Consider the following 19122-nt stretch of genomic DNA (forward strand, 5'->3'; position numbering starts at 1 on the left):
GTAGCTCTGATATGAAGACGAACGGGCCGCAGCGATTTCGACAGTCCCCGAGAGATTATTTGTTGGCAGTCTTTAAGCGAACGGTTTGAACGACGATCCCAGAAATTCCCTCGAGACAATCAGATAATCGTATAGCCGCCATCGACCAGAAGATCGGCGCCGTTGATCATGTCGGCACCGTTCGATGCCAGAAAGACGGCGGCTGCCGCGATCTCTTCCGGAAAGGCGAAACGGCCGGAGGGTATGCGTTGCTTCAAGGCTTCTCCGCGTGGCCCGTCCCATGCCTTCTTGCCCAGTTCGGTCAGAACGACAGTCGGCGAAATGGTGTTGACGTTGATGCCGTGCTTTCCCCATTCGGCGGCCAAGGTTTTCGACAGGCCGATAACTCCGAATTTGGAGGCGCAGTAGGCGACATGCTGATCGATCGCGACAGTACCAGCCTGAGAAGCAAGGTTGATGATCTTGCCTCCCCTCCCCGCCCCGATCATCACGCGTCCGACTGCCTGTGAAACGAGGAACGTGCCCTTGAGGTTTATGTCGATCGTCTTGTCCCAGAAATCGATCGGCAGGTCCTCAGCCGGCGCAAGCATGACAACGCCGGCACTGTTCACGACGATATCGATATGGCCGAAAGCCGCCTCCGCAGCCGCGACCATATCGCCGACCGATTGCGGGTCGGAGACATCGCAAACGAATGACCTTGTGCGGCCGCCAAGCTCGTCCGCCTTGGATTTCGCCGCGCCTTCATTCACGTCGATCACGCCGATGACGGCACCTTTCACGGCAAAGGCAGACGCGATGGCGCTGCCGATACCCGAGCCTCCGCCGGTAACGAGAGCGATCTTGCCGCTCAGCGAAAAATTGAGATCGACCTGCTTTGTCCCGTCCATGGCGCTCCTCCCGCAATGTTTGAACGAAGGGATGGCTCGCCGCTCCCATTCCGGCGCACCGTTCCTCGTAACCGCGGGTGAGTGTCGACCGCTGACCCCACGCATGCAAGACCCTATTTCCAAGTCGCGCTACAGCACGCCGTACAACATAAGTTTCGCCAGGGCGCACAACGCAAACGGCTCCTCCACGGACCATCAAGGCGCGTGGAAGAGCCGCTTTAATCACTTCAGTTCATCGGCCGGAATGCTGCACGACTCAGTCGTGGTATTTCGCATCCAGCTCGTTGATAGCCGCAACGTTCGAGGCGCTGCGTCCCTGTTCGTCGAAGGTCTGCGCCAGGTAGGCGTCGGCAATCGACTTTGCCACTTCGGTTCCGATCACGCGTGCACCCATCGTGATGATCTGCGCATTGTTGGACAATGCGGCGCGTTCAGCCGAATAGGTGTCGTGGCAGAGTGCTGCGCGGATACCCGGGACCTTGTTGGCCGAGATGCAGACGCCGATGCCGGTGCCGCAGACCAGGATTGCCCGATCATATTCGCCACGCAGAAGCGCAGATGCCACACGGTCCGAGAGACCAGCGTAGAACTCATCGGAACCTTCAGGGTTCTTGGAAAGCTCGGTGACCTCGTGCTTGTCCTTGAGATACTCGGCCAGTACGTGCGAAAGACCGGTTCCGGCGCTATCGCCTGCGATTGCAAGTTTCATGACATTTCTCCTTGTTTGCAGCGAAACGCTGCGATGGGTTGATCAGATGGCCGCGCCGACCCGCGCCAGAATCTCCAGGTATCCTGAAACGTTCCAGGCCGAACGCCCGATGAAAAGCCCGTCTACATGCGGGCAGGCCGCCAGCTCGGCGCAATTGCCGGGATTGACCGAGCCGCCATAGAGACAGGGTATCCGGCGGCCCAAAATGCTTTCTGCCACCGCAATGATTTTGGATTGGCGCTCGTCGGCATAGTCCGCCCGTGCGGGAATGCCGCGTTCGCCAATCGCCCAGACCGGCTCATAGGCGAGCAGGATCGGCGCTGCCCGCTGTTCCGGCGACAGCGCCTGAAGCGCACCCTTCACTTCGGTTGCCAGCACCTCGTCGGCATGCCCGCTTTCGCGATCGGCCAGCGTCTCGCCGATGCAGATCAACGGAATCAAGCCATGCCGCACCGCCGCTTCGACCTTCAGGCCGACCGTCTCATCGGTCTCGCCGAAATGCTCTCGACGCTCCGAATGGCCGAGCTCGACGATATCCATGCCGCAATCGACCAGCATCAGAGGCGAGACCTCGCCTGTCCACGCGCCGCGATCCTCCCAATGCATGTTCTGCGCCCCGACCTTGACCGAGGTGCCGACGAGCATCGCCTTGACCTCGCGGATCGCGGTGAACGGCGGGATCACGAAACGCTGAAAGCGTGGGTCTGCATCGCCCTCGGCAGCAATCAGGCCATCGGCAAAGGCCCGCGCCTCTGCAAGGGTCTTGTTCATCTTCCAGCTCGTACCGATCCAGAAGGGCCTATTGCTCATGGGTTCTCTCCTCTCCCACTGAAATCAAGCGGATGCCCGCATCCACCAAGGGCGCCGAAATGCTCCGCTCCAGCGCAGCACCTGTAATGATCGCCTCGAATTCGGTCAGATTGGCCAGATGGTGCAACGCGGTGCGCCCGAACTTCTGGTGATCGACCAACAGATAAGAGCGCGCGCCACACGAAATCATCAGACGCTTTGTGCGCACCACTTCGTGGTCCATGTGAAAACAGGCCATGCCGCTGACGGCCGGAGCCGAGATGAAAGATACATCCGCCCGTAACCGCATGAGGCTTTCTTCCGTCACCAGACCGAAGAAACCGTTGAACTTTCGGGAGTAGTTGCCACCGAGGGCGAGCAGGTTGATGCCATTGGCATTCCAGAGCGCGCCGATCGCAGCCATGTTGTTGGTGATCACGGTCAGCGGCCGCTTTTCCGGCAGAAGCTCGGCAAGGAGTCCCGCAGTCGTACCGTCATTGATCAAGACGGTCATGCCCGGTTCGATCAGATCGGCCGCCGCACGCGCAATGCACCGTTTTTCTTCGGCGTCTCGCCGCTCGCGGTAACGATAATCGCTCTCGAACTGCAGGCTCGTCTCGATCGACGCCCCGCCGCGCACCTTTCGCAACATGCCGGCACTCTCGAGATCATCGAGATCGCGATGGATGGTCATCTTGGACACGTTGAATCGCTGCGCCAGCTCTTCGAGCGTGACCGAGCCTGCCTCCATGAGCAGTTCGACAATCTGCTGACGCCGATCGTCCAGTTTCATCGCATGTTTCCTAACTCAACATATCACATGTTATATTGTGATTATGTCTCCAGTATGTAACATTTTTCGCTGCAAGATCAAGATCGCGACGACGTTTTGTGATTTTGGTCGTGATATTTCACACAGGCTCACAAATTGAGATCGGCGATCCCCGTGTCGATATGAGGAGCCCAGAACGCAACGGATTCGGCAATCTGATCGATGACCTGCCTGTCGTTCGGATCCCGCTCCTTGAAGGAGAGTTCGAGGCAGATCTCGTTGTCGCGAGCGCCGCCTTCGCGAAAGGCTGCAAGAAGCGGCTCCGGCTGAATCCGTCCCTTCGCGTTGAACTCGGCAGTGAACGGCCGATGGCCGCCCTTATCCATCAGCGACTGCTTGATATGGATGATCGGCGAATATGGCGGGACCGCCCTCGCCCAGGCATAAGGATCAAAGTCGTCCGGATTGGTGCTGGTGACATCACCATGATCGATATCCGCCATCATCCACATCGGCACGGCCATATTCGCCGCCGTCAATCGCTTCTGCAACGCCAGGCAGGAAGCAATCGTTTCGCCGAACTCGCGGCCGACCGACATCGGTTCCCAGAACACATAGCTCAGGCCCGCCGCCTTCGCATGCTCCGCCACCTCGGCCCAGCAGTCGATGGCAATCTGGATAAGCTCCTCGCGCCGTGCCGGATCGTCGTAGTCCCTGTAGGTGAAGATCGCGAACTGCGTGCCGACCGACGTCCCGCCGAGATCGGCAGTGATATCGGCAAATGTCTTGAACCAGTCGACATAGTAACGCCGGACATCGGCGTCGGGATGGCCGAAATGGTTGAGACGGCCATAGGGGCCTGTCATGCCGGAGGTTACGCGAACGCCGGTACGCTTCAGCGCCGCCTTCATGTCCCGCGTCAGCCGGCGAATAACCGGCGCTTGCCAGGACGGGTTGATGAACTCGTGCGTCAGCTGGAGATCGCGGATTTTCAGTTGGTGTGCAACGGTGTCGACCAGGTCTCCCGGCTCGGCGAAGCGGTTCACCAGAGGATTGGTGTTCAGGGAAAGCGTCAGGGCCATTCTTATATCCTCAGGCGGCGGCGAGCTGGGTGGAAGAGAACCACTGGCGGAACTGCTCGCGCTCGGCTTCGGTCAGATGCAGATAATGCTTGGTGCGGCGATAGAGGATATCGTCAGGCGTCTGCGCCCATTCGCGGGCGACGAGATAGCGGGCCTCCGCCTCGTAGAACTGGCCGCCGAAGTGCCGGCCAAGCCCTTCCAACCCGGTGGCGTTGCCGATAACAGCCTTCGTGCGGGTGCCATAGAGACGTCCGTAGTGATGCAACAGCTTGCGGTTCATCCAGGGATAGGTGTCTCGCAGGCTGTTAGCGAAGGTCTCGTAATCGGCATCGGGCATGTCGCCGCCGGGAAGCGGCGCATGCTCTGTCCAGTTGTCGCCCATGTTGGGGAAAATATGCTTCAGGCGCTGCATGCCGCGCTCCGCCAGTTCGCGGAACGTCGTTATCTTGCCACCGAAAACGTTAAGCAGCGGCGCACCGCCCGTCTCGTCGAGATCGAAGACATAGTCTCGGGTGACGGCAGATGGGTTGCCCTTGCCGTCATCGAAAAGCGGGCGGACACCGGAGAAGGTCGTGATAATGTCCTGCCGACGCAGCTTTTCCTTGAAATAGCGGTTTACCGCCGCAAGCAGGTAGTCGATTTCCTTCTCGTCGGCAGCGACATCCTCGGCGCGACCTTCATAGGCGATATCGGTCGTGCCGATCAGCGCCTTGTCGCCCTCGTAGGGGTTGATGAAGATCACCCGCTTGTCGTGGTTCTGCACGAGATAAGCGTTGGCGCCCTGCCAGAATTTCGGGACGATGATGTGCGAGCCCTTGACCAAGCGGACGTTGCGGCTGGAATTGGAGCCGGCGACACGGCCGATGACGTCGGATACCCAGGGACCGGCGCAGTTGACGAGACACTTGACGCGGTAAGTCGTGGTTTCGCCGGTAAAGCTCTTTTTCGTGGTAACCGTCCAGAGACCGTTCTCGCGGCGGGCTGTCACAACAGGGGTGCGGGTCAGCACGACCGCGCCCTTTTCGGCCGCGCCGACGGCGTTCAGCGCCACGAGGCGAGCGTCATCGACCCAGCAGTCCGAATATTCAAAACCCTTGGTGTACTGGTCGACGATCGGAATCCCCTCCGGATCGCGGCGAAGGTCGAGCGTGCGCGTGCCGGGCAGCCGCTTGCGGCCGCCGAGATGGTCGTAGAGGAAGAGGCCAAGCCGGACCAGCCATGCCGGACGATCCTGCGGGCTGTGCGGCAGCACGAAGCGCATCGGCCAGATGATGTGCGGGGCAGCCTTCAACAGCACCTCGCGCTCGATCAGCGCCTCGCGCACGAGGCGGAATTCGTAATATTCGAGATAGCGCAGGCCGCCATGGACGAGCTTGCCTGAACGCGAGGACGTCCCTTCCGCCAGATCGTCCTTTTCGCAGAGGACGACGGACAGGCCGCGGCCGGCGGCGTCGCGGGCGATGCCCGCGCCATTGATGCCGCCGCCGATCACCAGCAGGTCCACGATTTTGGGCTCGGTCATGTCATGCTCCTTTGGATGCCTGTGGCATTGTCGGCGTCACCTGGGCTGCGAGGTTTCGGATTGCAGCGAGGATGCCGGATCGGCAAGCGTGTCCCAGACGGGCGCTGCCGCCTGGCGTACCTGGACGTACGCAGAATAAAGATGATCATAGCGTGCGGCCTCGGCCGGATCGGGCTCTTCGGCCGTCTTCAGCAGCGGCGTCACCCAATCGGCGATGCAGGCGTCCATGTCGGGATAAGCCCCGATCGCGACGGCCGCCATCATCGCAGCGCCGGCGGCTCCCGCCTCTTCGCGCTCGGAAATACGCACCGGCGCATTGATCGCCGCCGCAAGTGAAGAGCGCAGGGCGCGAGAACGTGCCGCCCCGCCGGTGAGGCGCAGCTCTTCCGGCATGTCGCCCATGGCCGCGTAGCAGTCACGCGTCGCCATGCCGAGACCTTCGACGACGGAGCGCATGAGGTCGGCAAAGCCGTGGCGGATCGAAAGCCCGGTGAAGCTTGCCCGCGCATAGGCATTGACGAAGGGGCCGCGTTCGCCGGCCTCCGATATATAGGGATGATAGAGGAGCCCCGTCGGGCGGCTCGTGTAAAACCATTGATCGACGCGCGAGACGAGCTCTTCCGGCCGAACGGCTCGGCCACCCTCGCTCATCAGTTCTGCGGCAAGCTTGAGAAGCCAGTCGATGTTGATCGTCGCGCCCATATTGGTCTGCACCTGGGTGACGATCCCGGGCATCGGCAGCGTGATGACATATCCCGTTCGCTCATCGTTGAGATGAACTTCGGGGACCGGCTTTGCGCGAAGGTGCACGCCGGTCGAACCGATCGTCGAGCAGGCGGCGTTCTTTCCGCCGGTGCGCACACCCGCTCCGAGCGCCGTCATCACCATGTCGACGTAGCCGAGGCAGATGGGTGTCCCGGCGCGCAATCCGCAAAGGGCCGCTGCTTCCGGCAGCAGCGGATGGACGATTTCGGTTCCCTCGACGATCTCGGGCAGCAGCGCACGGCGACGTATCAGACCCAGCGTATCGATGACGTCGTCGTCGTACCGGCGCGTCCGGAAATTGCCGAAGGTAAAGCTCGCCTCGGAAGGATCGGTGGCGCGCACGCCGGTCAGGTTGAGATAGAGCCAGTCCTTACAGTGCAGCGCGACTTCGGCTCTGTCGAGCAAATCCGGCTGCGTGCGGTCCATATGAGCAAGCTGCGCGCCCTGCTGGCAGGTATTAAGGCCTGTGCCTGTCGCCTCGAAGCGGACGCGATCACCCACAGTGCTGGACAGACGACTGACGGTTGTCGCCGCGCGGGCATCGAGCCAGAGCCATGCGTCGCCGACCGGGCGGTTGTCAGACCCAACGAGCCATGTGCCGTCGCCCTGCCCTGTCACTGCGACCGCCGCCACGCGGTTCGCAAGATTGTCCACCTTGGCTCCGAGATCGCGCAGCGTCTGCGCGCAATCGGCCCAGGTCTGGTCCAGAGACTGCAGGACAGCGCCGTCGGTCCGCGTGACATATCGGTTCGGTACGGATGCCGCCGCGATCTGCCGTCCCGCCAGATCGAAGGCAACAGCCTTGATGACAGAGGTTCCGGCGTCGATGCCAATCAGAATATCGCGTCCAGCCTCACGCATAAAAACACGTCTCCTCCGTTCCAAGCCCGCGACTGATCACACGGCCACTCCTCACGCCGGATCCCCCGCGACCAGCGCTTGCGCAGTACGCTCATCGGTGATCAGACCACGAAGGCAACCGCTTTTCAGGACCGCCCTGATCGCCTCCACCTTCTCCCGCCCGCCCGCGATGGCAACAATCCTGCGTCCTTTCAGGCCCGCAAGATCGGGAGACAGGGTGCGTGCCGCGAGCGACGTCTGGATCGGCTTGCCTGTTCGATCGAAGAAATGGCCAAGCATTTCCCCGACACCGCCCAGATCACGAACCTCACGAATCTCCGAGACCTCGATCATCTGCGAAGCGACAAGCTGCGCTTCGGGTTCGGCGGTGCCGATACCGACGACCAGCAGATCGGCCCGCGCAGCAAGGCCAAAGACCTCCCGCACTCCGCGCTGCGCAAGGAGTACCTCACGATCTTCTGTCGAATTGGCAAAAAACGGCACCGGCAACACGAAGGCGGAGGCACCGGTCTTTTCCGCAAGACGGTGCATGACATCGTAGGGGTTCGCCGAATAGTTCCGCGTCAGACCGCCCATCAATGATACGAACTGGACCTTGCCTGCATCCATGCGCGGCATGTCCGCGACCGCAGCAGCCAAGGTGCGGCCATGACCGATGCCGATCATGCCGCCCTGCAGGTTCTCTATCTCGCGCTGAAGGAAGCCCGCCCCTGCGATACCCATGGCACGATGCGGCATGCCCTCTTCATGAAGGTCGGGCGTTACCTCGCAATATTCCAATCCGTAGCGGGCCGAGATCTTCATCTCCAGAAGGACGCACTCCGCGACATCGCCATCAATGGTGATCTTGACCGCGCCATTCTGGTTGGCTCTGGCGATCAAACGATGCGCCTTGAGATTGGTTACGCCCAGTCTGGAGGCGACTTCGGCCTGGGTGAGACCGGCAGCATAGTGAAGCCACGCCGCGCGGATGGCGAGGCTGTCTTCATTGCTGCGTTTTACGGCGGGCCGGGCCATGTCTCCTCCGAAGCATCTCGTCATTTCTGAAATTTTTTTTATCGCTTGCATTTTTTTGCATTATTTATAACATATGTCAACAAGATCACATCGGTGAGTGAAGGAGGAAACTCGTCGCCGGCCTCTTGAGAACGATCGTCAGGCTTGCTGACGCAATCGTTCCAGCATCGGAAACAGCTCGGCAAAAGACGTGAGCTTGCTCGATGTCCGCAGATCAATTCGGTGAGCAACAATGCGCAAAATTACCTTTTTATAAGGTTTTTCGGTCGCTTAGGTGAAGAAGCCATGGATAGGGTTTCGTTGCGAGAGTTGTTGATATCGGTGGCGGCTGAGCCGTAAGAAAGGCGAATATCGAAGCTGCCGCACCTTCTTTCACGCAACGCAAGTCCGGCGGGTGATTGACAAGCCATCATAGATATCACATAGCTGAGATGGTTAATAACACAGAGATATCACAACGGTGGCGCTTCAGGGGCGAGGAAGACCACCAGAAAACGCTGAAAAGCGATGGGATTTCATCCCGTTGCAAAAAGCGGTGAATCGGAGGAGGCACATGGTCATACAGAAAAAAGCACTCGCGGCCGCCAAGTTGCGACCAGCTTGTATCGGGCTGGAAGGTTCGATGGGCTTTGCTGCCATCGCCTCTGCACGGCCGACCTTGGCTCTCACCGCATGGCCTCTCGCCATATTCGCAAACGCCGCCGCAGGAGCCGGCTCCTCGCGGCAGTCTCTACCCAATTTACAGGTTGTCGTACAATGAGCTTCCAGGCTGGCACTTCCACGAACAGGCGCGTCAAACCCGGCGTCCGTATCACCATTGCCTCCGTCGCGACCATCGTCCTGCTCGCTGCCATGGCGCTCGACACAAAGATTGTCAAAATCGGGTCGGAAGCGTCCGATTCAGGCGCCTTCTCCCCCGACACCTACGGCACATCAGAGTTCCCGAAGATACAGACGGCAATCGAGGGACGTGCTGTCAGCGCTGATACGCTTGCAACGGCAATTGCCGCCGACAAGGCTGCTGCCGCCAAGCAATACGGCATTCCTGGCGGCATCGGTCCTGAGATCTCCGTCAAGTTCACGGGCGTCGTCGGCGCTGGGAAATCGGGTGTCTACGCCGTGACCGTTCCCGGCGTCCCGGGCGATGTGATGATCCGCGTTCAGACAGGTCCGGCCATTAACGGAACAGACCTGCGCGATGCGACAGGCACCATTCACTTCGAGCAATTCACCAACCAGATCGAATATCAGAACGCCGGATCGGCTCTCAACAACGAGATGAAGAAGCAGGTTCTGTCGAAGATCGACAACAGCAATCTGACGGGAAAGACCATTTCGGTCGTTGGTGCGTTTCAGCTGATCAACCCGAAAAGCTGGCTCGTCACTCCTGTAAAGTTGGATGTCCAATGAGCGTCGCGTCCAAAATCGCCCCGGGCGCGAACGACACCGTCCTTGCCGCCCGCAACGTCGCCAAATCCTATGGCAGCGTACACGCCTTGAAAGGCGTCAATTTCGACATTCGCCGCGGCAAGGTGACGACGCTCTTTGGTGAGAACGGCGCCGGCAAGTCGACGCTGATGAAAATCCTGTCCGGCGTTGTAACGCCGACCTCGGGCTCAATCATTCTCGACGGCGAGGAAGTCACCTTCTCCTCCTCGACGGATGCGCGCGACCGCGGCATCTCCATCATCCACCAGGAACTCAGCCTCGCGCCGAACCTCAGCGTCCGCGACAACATCTTCATGGGCCGCGAGATTAAGAACGCATCGGGCGTCGACTTCGCCGAGGAAGCACGCCAGACCCGCCAGCTGATGGAAGATCTCAACGAGGATATCGATCCGATGACACCCGTCGAGGAGCTTCGCCTCGGCCAGCAGCAGATCGTCGAGATCGCCCGCGCGCTGTCGGTCGATTCCCGCATCCTGATCATGGACGAACCAACTTCGGCGCTGAGCGCCACTGAGGTCGAAGTCCTTTTCAAGGTTATCCGCGACCTCACCAGCCGCGGCGTTTCTATTGTCTATATCTCCCACCATCTCGAAGAAGCTCTGCAGATCACGGATTATGCGGTGGTACTTCGAGATGGATCCATGACCGCGAAGGCCGAAGCCAAGGATATCGATCTCGAATGGATCGTCCGCAACATGGTCGGCGAAAACTTCGACCTTGGCTCCCCGCCGACAGGCTATGAGTTCGGCGACGTCGCTCTGTCGATCAAGGACCTGAGCGTCCCCGATCCGGGCGGCTCAGGCTTTTCGCTGGTCGATCGTCTGTCGCTCGATATCCGCGCCGGCGAGATCGTCTGCATCTATGGCCTGATGGGCGCCGGGCGAACCGAACTACTGGAATGCGTCGCCGGCCGCCTTCGCTCGACCGGCGGGCAGGTCTTGCTGGAAGGAAAAGACGTCTCCAGATTGACGATCGCACAGCGCATTGAACAGGGCCTCGCCCTGGTGCCGGAAGACCGCCAGCGCGACGGCCTGGTGCAGACCATGACCGTCGGATCGAACCTGTCGCTTGCCAGCATCCGCAGCTTCGTTAGGGGCATGCTCTTGTCGTCGCAGCGTGAGCGCGGCCTCATCGACCAGTCGATCCGCAACGTCCACATCAAAACCTCAGGCGGCGGGGCTGCCATTGGATCGCTCTCGGGCGGAAACCAGCAGAAGGTCGTCATCGGCAAGATGCTGGCAACAAACCCGAAGGTCGTCCTGCTGGACGAGCCAAGCCGCGGTATCGACATCGGAGCGAAGGCCGAAGTGTTCAAGCTGCTGGCGGAGCGAGCCACGCAGGGCATTGCGGTGCTCTATTCCACGTCCGAGGTCTCCGAATGCCTGAGCATCGCGCACCGCATCATCGTCATGCGGCGCGGCAGGATTTCGGCACAGTTCGGATCCGACGTCACAAAAGAGCAGATCATGGCCGCCTCGGGCGAAGCCGTGATCGAAGCCTAAACTAGAATAACGGAGCACTGATCATGGCCAATGCCGGTCCAACCATCAAACCAAGCCGCCAGGGCATGTTCAGCGATGGCTTCAATCTGGGCAAGCTGCTGCTCGAGGGACGCGCGTTTTTCGCGTTGATCGCGATCATCGTCGTCTTCTCGTTCCTGTCGCCCTATTACTTCTCGGTCAGCAACTTCCTGACCATGGCACAGCACGTCGCCATCTTCGGCATTCTCGCCGTGGGCATGCTGCTCGTCATCCTGAACGGCGGTATCGACCTCTCGGTCGGCTCGACGCTGGGCCTTGCCGGCATCGTCGCCGGCTTCATGATGCAAGGCGTCACCTTGCATTGGTTCGGCGTGATCCTTTATCCGCCGGTCTGGGTCGTCGCCATTCTCGCCTGCGTGCTCGGCGCGCTTGTTGGCCTGGTGAACGGCGTGCTGATCGCCCGTTTCAAGGTTCCGGCCTTCGTCGCGACCCTCGGCGTCATGTATGTGGTGCGCGGTTTTGCGCTGCTGATCACCAACGGCCTGACTTACAACAATCTCGGCGGCAAGCCTGAGCTTGGCAATACCGGCTTCGACTGGCTCGGCTTCAACCGCCTGTTCAGCGTTCCGATCGGCGTCGTCGTTCTGGTCGTCATTTCGATCCTGGTAAGCCTGATGCTCAACCGGTCTGCTTTTGGCCGCTGGCTCTATGCATCCGGTGGCAACGAGCGTGCCGCCGAGCTTTCCGGCGTTCCGGTCAAGACGGTTCAGATTACGGTCTACATGCTCTCAGGCATCTGCGCGGCGATCGCCGGCCTGATCCTGTCTTCGCAGCTGACGTCGGCCGGCCCGACTGCCGGTACCTCCTATGAATTGACGGCCATTGCCGCTGTCGTCATCGGCGGCGCGGCCTTGACCGGCGGCCGGGGCAATATTCGCGGAACCCTGCTCGGTGCCTTCGTCATCGGGTTCCTGTCCGACGGTCTCGTGATCATCGGTATCTCGTCCTATTGGCAGACAGTCTTCACCGGCGCGGTCATCGTGCTCGCGGTGTTGCTCAATGCCGTCCAGTATCGCCGTCGCGCCAAGGCACCCGCTACGCCCAGCAACGGCCAACCGACTTCTCCGCAACAGGGGGGTAAAGCGCGTCAGGCTGATGCCGCTCGCGAGAAGGCAGCCGGATAACCGGCCTTATAGTCAACCAAGGAGGAAAACTTCAATGCTTAGTAAGAAAATTCTGTTGCTCACGGCCTTCGCGCTTGCAGCTCCGGTCCTCGGCTCTGCGACATCCGCATCGGCCGCCGGCCTGATCTCGATCATCGTCAACGATCCGGCCAACCCCTATTGGCTGACCGAAGGCAACGTTGCTGCCGCCGAAGCCAAGAAGCTCGGCTATGACGCCAAGGTCAGCGCTCACAAGGGCGACACCAACACGGAAAGTACGCTGATCGACACCGCGATCACCAACAAGTCCGTTGCGATCATTCTCGACCCGGCCAATGCCAGCGGCTCGATCGGTGCCGTCAAGAAGGCTGTTGCGGCAAACATCCCGGTCTTCCTCGTCAACGCGGAAATCAACCAGGAAGGTCTTGCCAAGGCTCAGCTCGTTTCCAACAACGCACAGGGTGCTGCCCTCGGCGCCCAGCAGTGGGTCCAGGATGTTGGTGAAAAGGGCAATTACGTCGAACTGCTCGGCGCCCCCTCCGACAACAACGCCGCAACGCGTTCCAACGGTTACACGACGGTTCTCAGCCAGTATGCGGATCTGCAGAAGGTTGGCGACCAGGTCGCTAACTGGGACCGTACGCAGGGTCACGACAAGATGCAGAGCCTCCTGCAGGCTCATCCTGACATCATCGGCGTCATCAGCGGCAACGATGAAATGGCGCTCGGCGCGATCGCTGCCCTGAAGGAAGCCGGCAAGCTCGCCAACATCAAGGTCGGCGGTTTCGACGGCTCGCCTGATGCGGTTGCTGCGATCAAGGCCGGCGAACTGCAGTACACCGTTCTGCAGCCGGTTGCCGTCTTCTCGGCAAAGGCTGTCGATCAGGCCGACTCCTTCCTGAAGAACGGCAAGACTGGTGCTGCAAGCGAAAAGCAGCTCTACGATTGCCTGCTCATCACCAAGGACAACGTCGCCAAGTACACCGCTCCGTTCACGCTCTCGGAGTAACAATAATTGGGGAGCGCCAGCAAAGGCGCTCTCCTTTGCTTGCTTGCATTCAGGAAGCCTGCAACAGAAAGTCGTATGAATTGCACGCGATGCGATTTGACTTTGCAGGCGCAATCGCACCAAGAAGGGAGGCTCTGACGTGAACGGCCCTGGGTGCCAATCGCCCCTTGCGATCGTCACGGCTGATCTGACATAAGTCCGCTTGGCCACAGTGTAAGCAATATGAATATTTTAGGCGACGACAACGATCCCACCGATAACCGAATGGCTCAAGATCCGGTGCCGAGCGACAGCCGGCAGGCCCGGCAGATTGCGCGTCGTCAGTCGATCACCGAAGCCGTGATGGCCGAAGGTTCCGTGCGGATCGAGGATATTGCCGACCGCTTCGGCATAAGCCTGATGACCGCCCATCGCGACCTCGATGATCTCGTCAGTCGCGGCATCTTGCGCAAGGCACGCGGCGTTGCGTCCGCAGCGCCAACCAGTCTCAGTGAATCCAGCGACCTTTACCGTTCCAGCCGGCAGTCTGCAGAGAAGAAGGCGCTTGCGCTTGCCGCCATGCGCTTCGTCGAACCGGGGCACGCAATCTTTTGCGACGACTCGACGACCGTGCTGCAGATGGCACGCTATCTCCCCTCCAAGGTGCCGCTTACCGTCATCACGAACTCGCTGACCTTCATGAACGAGCTCAAGGGCGTGCGCGACCTCAACCTGCTCGGTCTTGGCGGTCAATACTACAATTGGTGCAACGCCTTCATGGGCCGCATGACGACGCACGAGATATCTCATCTCCGCGCCGACACTCTGTTCATGTCGATGTCGGCGATAACCGACGATATCGCTTTCCACCAGTTTCTTGAGATCGTCGATACCAAGCGGGCAATGTTTGAGTCCGCGTCGACCCGCATCCTGCTTGTCGATCACACCAAATTCGATCGTCGTGCCCTGCACGCCTTCGCGCCACTCAGCGATTTCGATGTCGTCATCGTCGATGACGGAACGCCCGCCGCACACCTCGACCGCATGCGAGCCCAGGGTATCAACGTCGTCGTCGCCCCGACACGCGGGCCGGGCCATACCTCGGCCATCGAGCGCTACGAGCCCGAAGAGAAATAAATCCACCAGCTTTTCACGCTCGAACGTGTGGCGCTTCGCGCCATGCGAGCCTGCGCGTCAATTTGTGTTATGTAACAGCTATTGACGTTAACTTATCATAATCCTATGTTCTATTCATCGGAAGCGAACGAGCAAATTCCGTCGCATCAATTCAGTCTGGAAGACCGAAGACGCTCTTGACTGACGACTGCAACAAGGGAGCGAGGAAATAACAATGTCCAGCCTGCTAGGGATAGACAACGGCTTGACGGTGACCAAAGCGGTCATCTTCGACATCGACGGCACGCAGCTTTCGGTGGCGCGGCGGCGGGTGCCGCAGTCAATGCCGCAGGCCCGCTGGGTCGAGCGCGACATGGCCGGTCTGTGGCAGGCCACTGCCGAAGCGATCAAGGAAGCCATCAGCCTCAGCGGCAGACCTGCCGACGATATCAAGGCGGTCGCTGCGACCGCGCACGGCGATGGGCTTTATCTGCTCGACAAGAACCGCCAGCCACTCGGTCCCGGAATTCTCTCGCTGGACAGCCGTGCCGGCGGGATCGTGGAGCGTTGGTCAGCGGGTTCGGTCTTTTCAGAAGCGCTGGAACTGACCGGACAGGTCCCGCATGCATCGGCACCTTCCGCGCTGCTCGCATGGCTGAAAGAAAACGATCCCGATCGTTTCAATGAAATCGGCCATATCATTGCCTGCAAGGATTGGCTCCGGTTCTGCCTCACGGACACAATCGGCACCGACCGGACCGAGGCCAGCACGTCCTTCACCGATGTGAACGGCCAGGATTATTCGCCAGAAGCGCTTCGCGTATATGGGCTGGAAGAGCTGTTTAATGCGCTGGCGCCAATCGCTCCCTCTGCCGCGGTCGTAGGTTACGTCACCGCCGAGGCGGCCGCGCTCACTGGTCTCAAGAAGGGCACGCCGGTTGCCTCCGGCCTGCATGACGTTACGGCCTCCGCACTTGGCATAGGCGGCCACGCCGACAACGTCATGAGCATCGTTGCCGGCACCTATTCCATCAATGAGGTCGTATCCGACGCGCCACGCACGGACCCTCGCTGGTTCTGCCGCAACGCCATCACGCCCGGCCGCTGGAACAACATGTCGATCTCGCCGGCCTCGACGGCGAACTACGACTGGTTCCTCGACACCTTCTGCCCCGGCGACCAGGCCGAAGCTGCAGCAACCGGCGTATCGGTCCACGCGACGCTGGCAAAAGAGATCGATGCGGCTCTGAAAAGGCCGTCCACCATCCTTTTCCATCCCTATCTCTTCGGTTCGCCCTACGGCAATTTTGCCAGCGGCAGCTTCCTCGGCCTGCACGGCTGGCACGACCGCGGCGACATGCTGAAGGCAGTGTTGGAGGGCATCGCCTTCAACCATCGCACCCATGTCGATGCGCTTCGCGATGGCTTTGCGTTCAGCGAAGTCCGGCTGACGGGCGGCGGCTCCCGCAATCCCGCCTTTGCGCAGATGTTTGCCGATATCCTCAACATGCCCGTCACCGTTACAACCGTCGACGAAGCAGCCGCCTTCGGCGCCGCGCTCTGCGCAGGAACCGCAGTCGGGCTCTTCACATCGCCCCAGGACGGGGCAGCGGCAATTGCCAAGGTCGACCGCACCTATTTTCCGGATTCTTCACAAAGCGCCATCTTCGACGAGCGCTTCGCCCTCTACAGCAGGCTTGCCGAGACGCTGAAGCCGCAATGGCTGGAGCTTGAAAAGCTTGCGGCGCTCATTCCGGGAGTACGCCCGTGATCAAGGCCGACGAACGGCGCGAAGAGATTGCCAACTACGTGATCAAACTCGGCCAGGTGCGCATAGACGATCTCGTGGAGCACTTCGGCGTGTCGCGCATGACGATCCATCGCCATATCGACCAGCTTGCCCAGCAGGGCGTGCTGCGCAAGCTGCACGGCGCCGTCACGGTTCAGCCGTCCGGCATCTATGAAAGCACCTTCCGCTATCGCATGACGGTCGGCAGGGCGGAAAAGGATGCGCTCGCCCGCGCCGCAATGAAATTCATCGAGCCCGGACAGGTTGTCATGCTTGACGACTCGACCACCGCCAATGCCGCCGCCCCGCTGCTGCTCGACATCAAGCCGCTCACCGTCATCACCAACAGCATGTCGACCGCCGAACTCGTGGCCCACGTGGAAAACGTCGACTTCATCTGCCTCGGCGGTCAATACCATCACACCTATAACGCCTATATCGGCATCATCTGCGAGAACTCCATTTCACGGCTTCGCGCCGATGTTCTGATCTGCTCCGCATCGGCGATCAGCGGCACCACGGCCTTTATCCAGGACCAACAGGTCGTGCGTGTAAAACAGGCGATGATGGCGTCCTGCACCAAACGACTTCTTCTTCTCGACCATGCAAAATTCGACAAGGTCGCCTTGCATGTTTTCGGCGATCTCACCGCCTTCGACGCGGTTCTGGTCACTGACGGCATCAGCGACATTGCATCAAAACAACTCCAGCAGGCCGGTGTTCGGCTGCACATCGTAAGGACAGGGCATCATGAGTCTATCGGCTGAACATACGGTAGATCAAACCGCACAACCCTCCGCCGTCGCTGACCGGGGCTCGGTCGACGTCGTCATTCTCGGCGCCGGCGTCAATGGCGCCGGGCTGTTTCGCGATCTCTGCGCGCAGGGCGTCAACTGCCTCATTGTCGACAAGGGAGATTTCGGATCCGGCACCAGCGCCGCGCCGTCGCGCCTCATCCACGGCGGTCTCAAATATCTTGAGACCGGCGAATTCGGCCTCGTCGCTCAATCGACGCTGGAGCGCAATCTGCTTTTGAAAAATGCGCCGCATTGCGTCAGCCCCTTGCCGACGGTCATCCCGATCTTTTCGTGGACGAAGGGCATATGGGCGGCCTTGCGCACGCTTCTCGGCTCCACCAGTGCTCCCCGCAGCCGCGGCGCCATCCTGATCAAGATAGGCCTTGCCATCTACGATTATTACGGCTCGCGGCATCAGGTCATGCCGCGTCACAAGCTGGTCGGTCGCCGTAACGCCCTCAAAGACATGCCGGCTTTGACGAAATCGATCGTTGCGGCAGGCACCTATTATGATGCACGGATCACCCATCCCGAGAGACTGGTGCTGGAGTTGGTAACCGATGGCCTGGAAGCCAACGCATCGTCTGCCGCCCATAATTATACGACGCTGGTCGCTGCCTCCGACGGCGTGCTGACATTCAAGCCGGAAAGCGGCGCCGCATTTTCGGTTCGCCCGAAACTGGTCGTGAATGCAGCCGGCCCCTGGATCGACCACGTCAATGCGGCACTCGGCGCACCATCGAAAATGATCGGTGGTACAAAGGGATCCCACATTCTGCTCAAGCATGACGAGCTGGTTCGAAGCCTCGCCGGCCGGATGATCTATTTCGAAGCGGATGACGGTCGCATCTGTCTGGTCTACGACTATCTCAGCCTCGCTCTTGTCGGCTCGACCGACATCCCCGCCGACAATCCCGACAGCGTTCGCTGCGATCCGCAGGAGGTCGACTATCTCATCGAAAGCGTCCGGTCACTTCTGCCAGGGATGACGTTCAACCACGATCAGATCGTCTATGCCTATAGTGGCATCAGGCCGCTTCCTGCTTCGAATGCTTCTATCCCGGGTCTCATCAGCCGCGACCATTCCGCTCCGGTGACCGAGGCTGATGCGAAGCGTCCCTTCCCCATCGTCTCCCTGATCGGCGGCAAGTGGACGACATTTCGCGGCTTTGCAGAGGAGGTTACAGATACCGTCCTTTCGCGCCTTGGCCGAAGCCGGAAGACAAGTACGCGGACGATGCCGATCGGCGGCGGCCGGAATTTCCCGACGGATCCGAAGGCGCGTGCCGACTGGCTCACCCGGAACAGCACCTTGGTCGAAACAGATCGCAACCGTCTCGACAAGCTGCTGTCGCGCTATGGAACCAAGGCGCTGCAAATCGCGGGCCATCAAAGCCTGTGGAGCGCGGAGGACCGCCTGCCTGATTCCTCCGACTACAGCCTCTCTGAAATCGACTACATCCTGCGCAACGAATATGTCGAGCATCTCTCCGACATCGTCATGCGTCGAACGACGCTCGCCATAACCGGTTCGCTGACCGCAAGCGATCTGGAACAGATTGCGACAATAGCGGGTCGCGCGCTTGGATGGGATTCGCCGCGGATTTCCGATGAGATCAATATGGTGGAGAGCCAACTCAGAGATCGCAACCTGATGCATCTCTGATGATGAAGCGAGGGAACGTTGATTCCCTCGCAAACCAGTGCAGTCTCTTTGCCCCGTGGCGGGCTTGAGGCTGATGGAGAATATGGGGGTACGATACCATCAGCCTCAACAGAGATGCCCCTCTGTCCCATCCCCGCAGGTCGGGTCAAGTAGGGATGGACATTGACTGTAGCATCGCTACATGAAGTGAAACTGAAAATTCAGCCGCCGCGAGTATTTCAGCCAATCGCACCGCGGCAAGACCGTCGCAGACATGTCTGCTGACG

At 60.2% G+C, this 19122-nt stretch carries 16 protein-coding genes; 8 read left to right on the top strand and 8 right to left on the bottom strand.

The window, feature by feature from the left end:
• Positions 1-119: 119 nt before the first annotated feature.
• The 8 genes from EV561_RS21840 to EV561_RS21875 all read right to left on the bottom strand — a co-directional run bounded on the left by EV561_RS21840 (position 120) and on the right by EV561_RS21875 (position 8407).
• Positions 120-890: an SDR family oxidoreductase gene (locus EV561_RS21840; RefSeq protein ID WP_132524431.1), complete on the bottom strand. Its 771-nt coding sequence runs from the start codon at positions 888-890 to the stop codon at positions 120-122.
• A 256-nt stretch (positions 891-1146) separates the two neighbouring features.
• Positions 1147-1599 carry an RpiB/LacA/LacB family sugar-phosphate isomerase gene (locus EV561_RS21845; protein WP_132524432.1) on the bottom strand — a complete coding sequence of 151 codons (453 nt, stop codon included), beginning with the start codon at positions 1597-1599 and terminating at the stop codon, positions 1147-1149.
• Between the two features lie 42 nt (positions 1600-1641).
• Positions 1642-2409, bottom strand: coding sequence for a triose-phosphate isomerase (locus EV561_RS21850; RefSeq protein ID WP_132524433.1), 768 nt, complete (start codon positions 2407-2409; stop codon positions 1642-1644).
• On the bottom strand, positions 2399-3181 hold the full coding sequence (locus tag EV561_RS21855) for a DeoR/GlpR family DNA-binding transcription regulator (protein ID WP_132524434.1): 783 nt from the start codon (positions 3179-3181) through the stop codon (positions 2399-2401). Before EV561_RS21855 ends, EV561_RS21850 begins: the two co-directional genes overlap by 11 nt.
• 128 nt (positions 3182-3309) lie before the next feature.
• A complete protein-coding gene (locus EV561_RS21860) occupies positions 3310-4242 on the bottom strand; it encodes a TIM barrel protein (protein WP_132524435.1) in 933 nt (310 codons plus the stop codon).
• 10 nt (positions 4243-4252) lie between these two features.
• Complete coding sequence (locus tag EV561_RS21865; protein WP_132524436.1) at positions 4253-5764, bottom strand: glycerol-3-phosphate dehydrogenase; 1512 nt, start codon at positions 5762-5764, stop codon at positions 4253-4255.
• A 36-nt stretch (positions 5765-5800) separates the two neighbouring features.
• Positions 5801-7390 (bottom strand): FGGY-family carbohydrate kinase, encoded by a 1590-nt coding sequence (locus EV561_RS21870; RefSeq protein ID WP_132524437.1) that lies wholly within the window; start codon positions 7388-7390, stop codon positions 5801-5803.
• Positions 7391-7441: 51 nt separating this feature from the next.
• Positions 7442-8407, bottom strand: coding sequence for a sugar-binding transcriptional regulator (locus EV561_RS21875; RefSeq protein WP_132524438.1), 966 nt, complete (start codon positions 8405-8407; stop codon positions 7442-7444).
• A gap of 756 nt (positions 8408-9163) precedes the next feature.
• Between EV561_RS21875 and EV561_RS21880 the strand changes: the two genes are divergently transcribed.
• The 8 genes from EV561_RS21880 to EV561_RS21915 all read left to right on the top strand — a co-directional run bounded on the left by EV561_RS21880 (position 9164) and on the right by EV561_RS21915 (position 18856).
• Complete coding sequence (locus tag EV561_RS21880; protein WP_132524439.1) at positions 9164-9817, top strand: DUF2291 domain-containing protein; 654 nt, start codon at positions 9164-9166, stop codon at positions 9815-9817.
• Positions 9814-11358, top strand: a complete 1545-nt coding sequence (locus EV561_RS21885; protein ID WP_132524440.1) for a sugar ABC transporter ATP-binding protein — start codon at positions 9814-9816, stop codon at positions 11356-11358. The genes EV561_RS21880 and EV561_RS21885 overlap by 4 nt, the downstream gene beginning before the upstream one ends.
• Positions 11359-11381: 23 nt before the next feature.
• Entirely contained in the window at positions 11382-12521 is a 1140-nt protein-coding gene (locus tag EV561_RS21890; RefSeq protein ID WP_165927880.1) for an ABC transporter permease, read from the top strand.
• 34 nt (positions 12522-12555) lie between these two features.
• A complete protein-coding gene (locus EV561_RS21895; RefSeq protein ID WP_132524441.1) occupies positions 12556-13509 on the top strand; it encodes a D-ribose ABC transporter substrate-binding protein in 954 nt (317 codons plus the stop codon).
• Between the two features lie 264 nt (positions 13510-13773).
• Complete coding sequence (locus EV561_RS21900; RefSeq protein WP_132524442.1) at positions 13774-14625, top strand: DeoR/GlpR family DNA-binding transcription regulator; 852 nt, start codon at positions 13774-13776, stop codon at positions 14623-14625.
• 214 nt (positions 14626-14839) lie between these two features.
• The gene (locus EV561_RS21905) at positions 14840-16375 is read left to right on the top strand and encodes an FGGY-family carbohydrate kinase (RefSeq protein ID WP_132524443.1); all 1536 of its coding nucleotides are present in this window, start codon (positions 14840-14842) and stop codon (positions 16373-16375) included.
• Positions 16372-17160: a DeoR/GlpR family DNA-binding transcription regulator gene (locus EV561_RS21910; RefSeq protein WP_132524444.1), complete on the top strand. Its 789-nt coding sequence runs from the start codon at positions 16372-16374 to the stop codon at positions 17158-17160. The genes EV561_RS21905 and EV561_RS21910 overlap by 4 nt, the downstream gene beginning before the upstream one ends.
• Positions 17144-18856 carry a glycerol-3-phosphate dehydrogenase/oxidase gene (locus tag EV561_RS21915; protein ID WP_132524445.1) on the top strand — a complete coding sequence of 571 codons (1713 nt, stop codon included), beginning with the start codon at positions 17144-17146 and terminating at the stop codon, positions 18854-18856. Before EV561_RS21910 ends, EV561_RS21915 begins: the two co-directional genes overlap by 17 nt.
• Positions 18857-19122: the final 266 nt, after the last annotated feature.

Source organism: Rhizobium sp. BK376, from assembly GCF_004341625.1.
GTDB lineage: Bacteria > Pseudomonadota > Alphaproteobacteria > Rhizobiales > Rhizobiaceae > Rhizobium.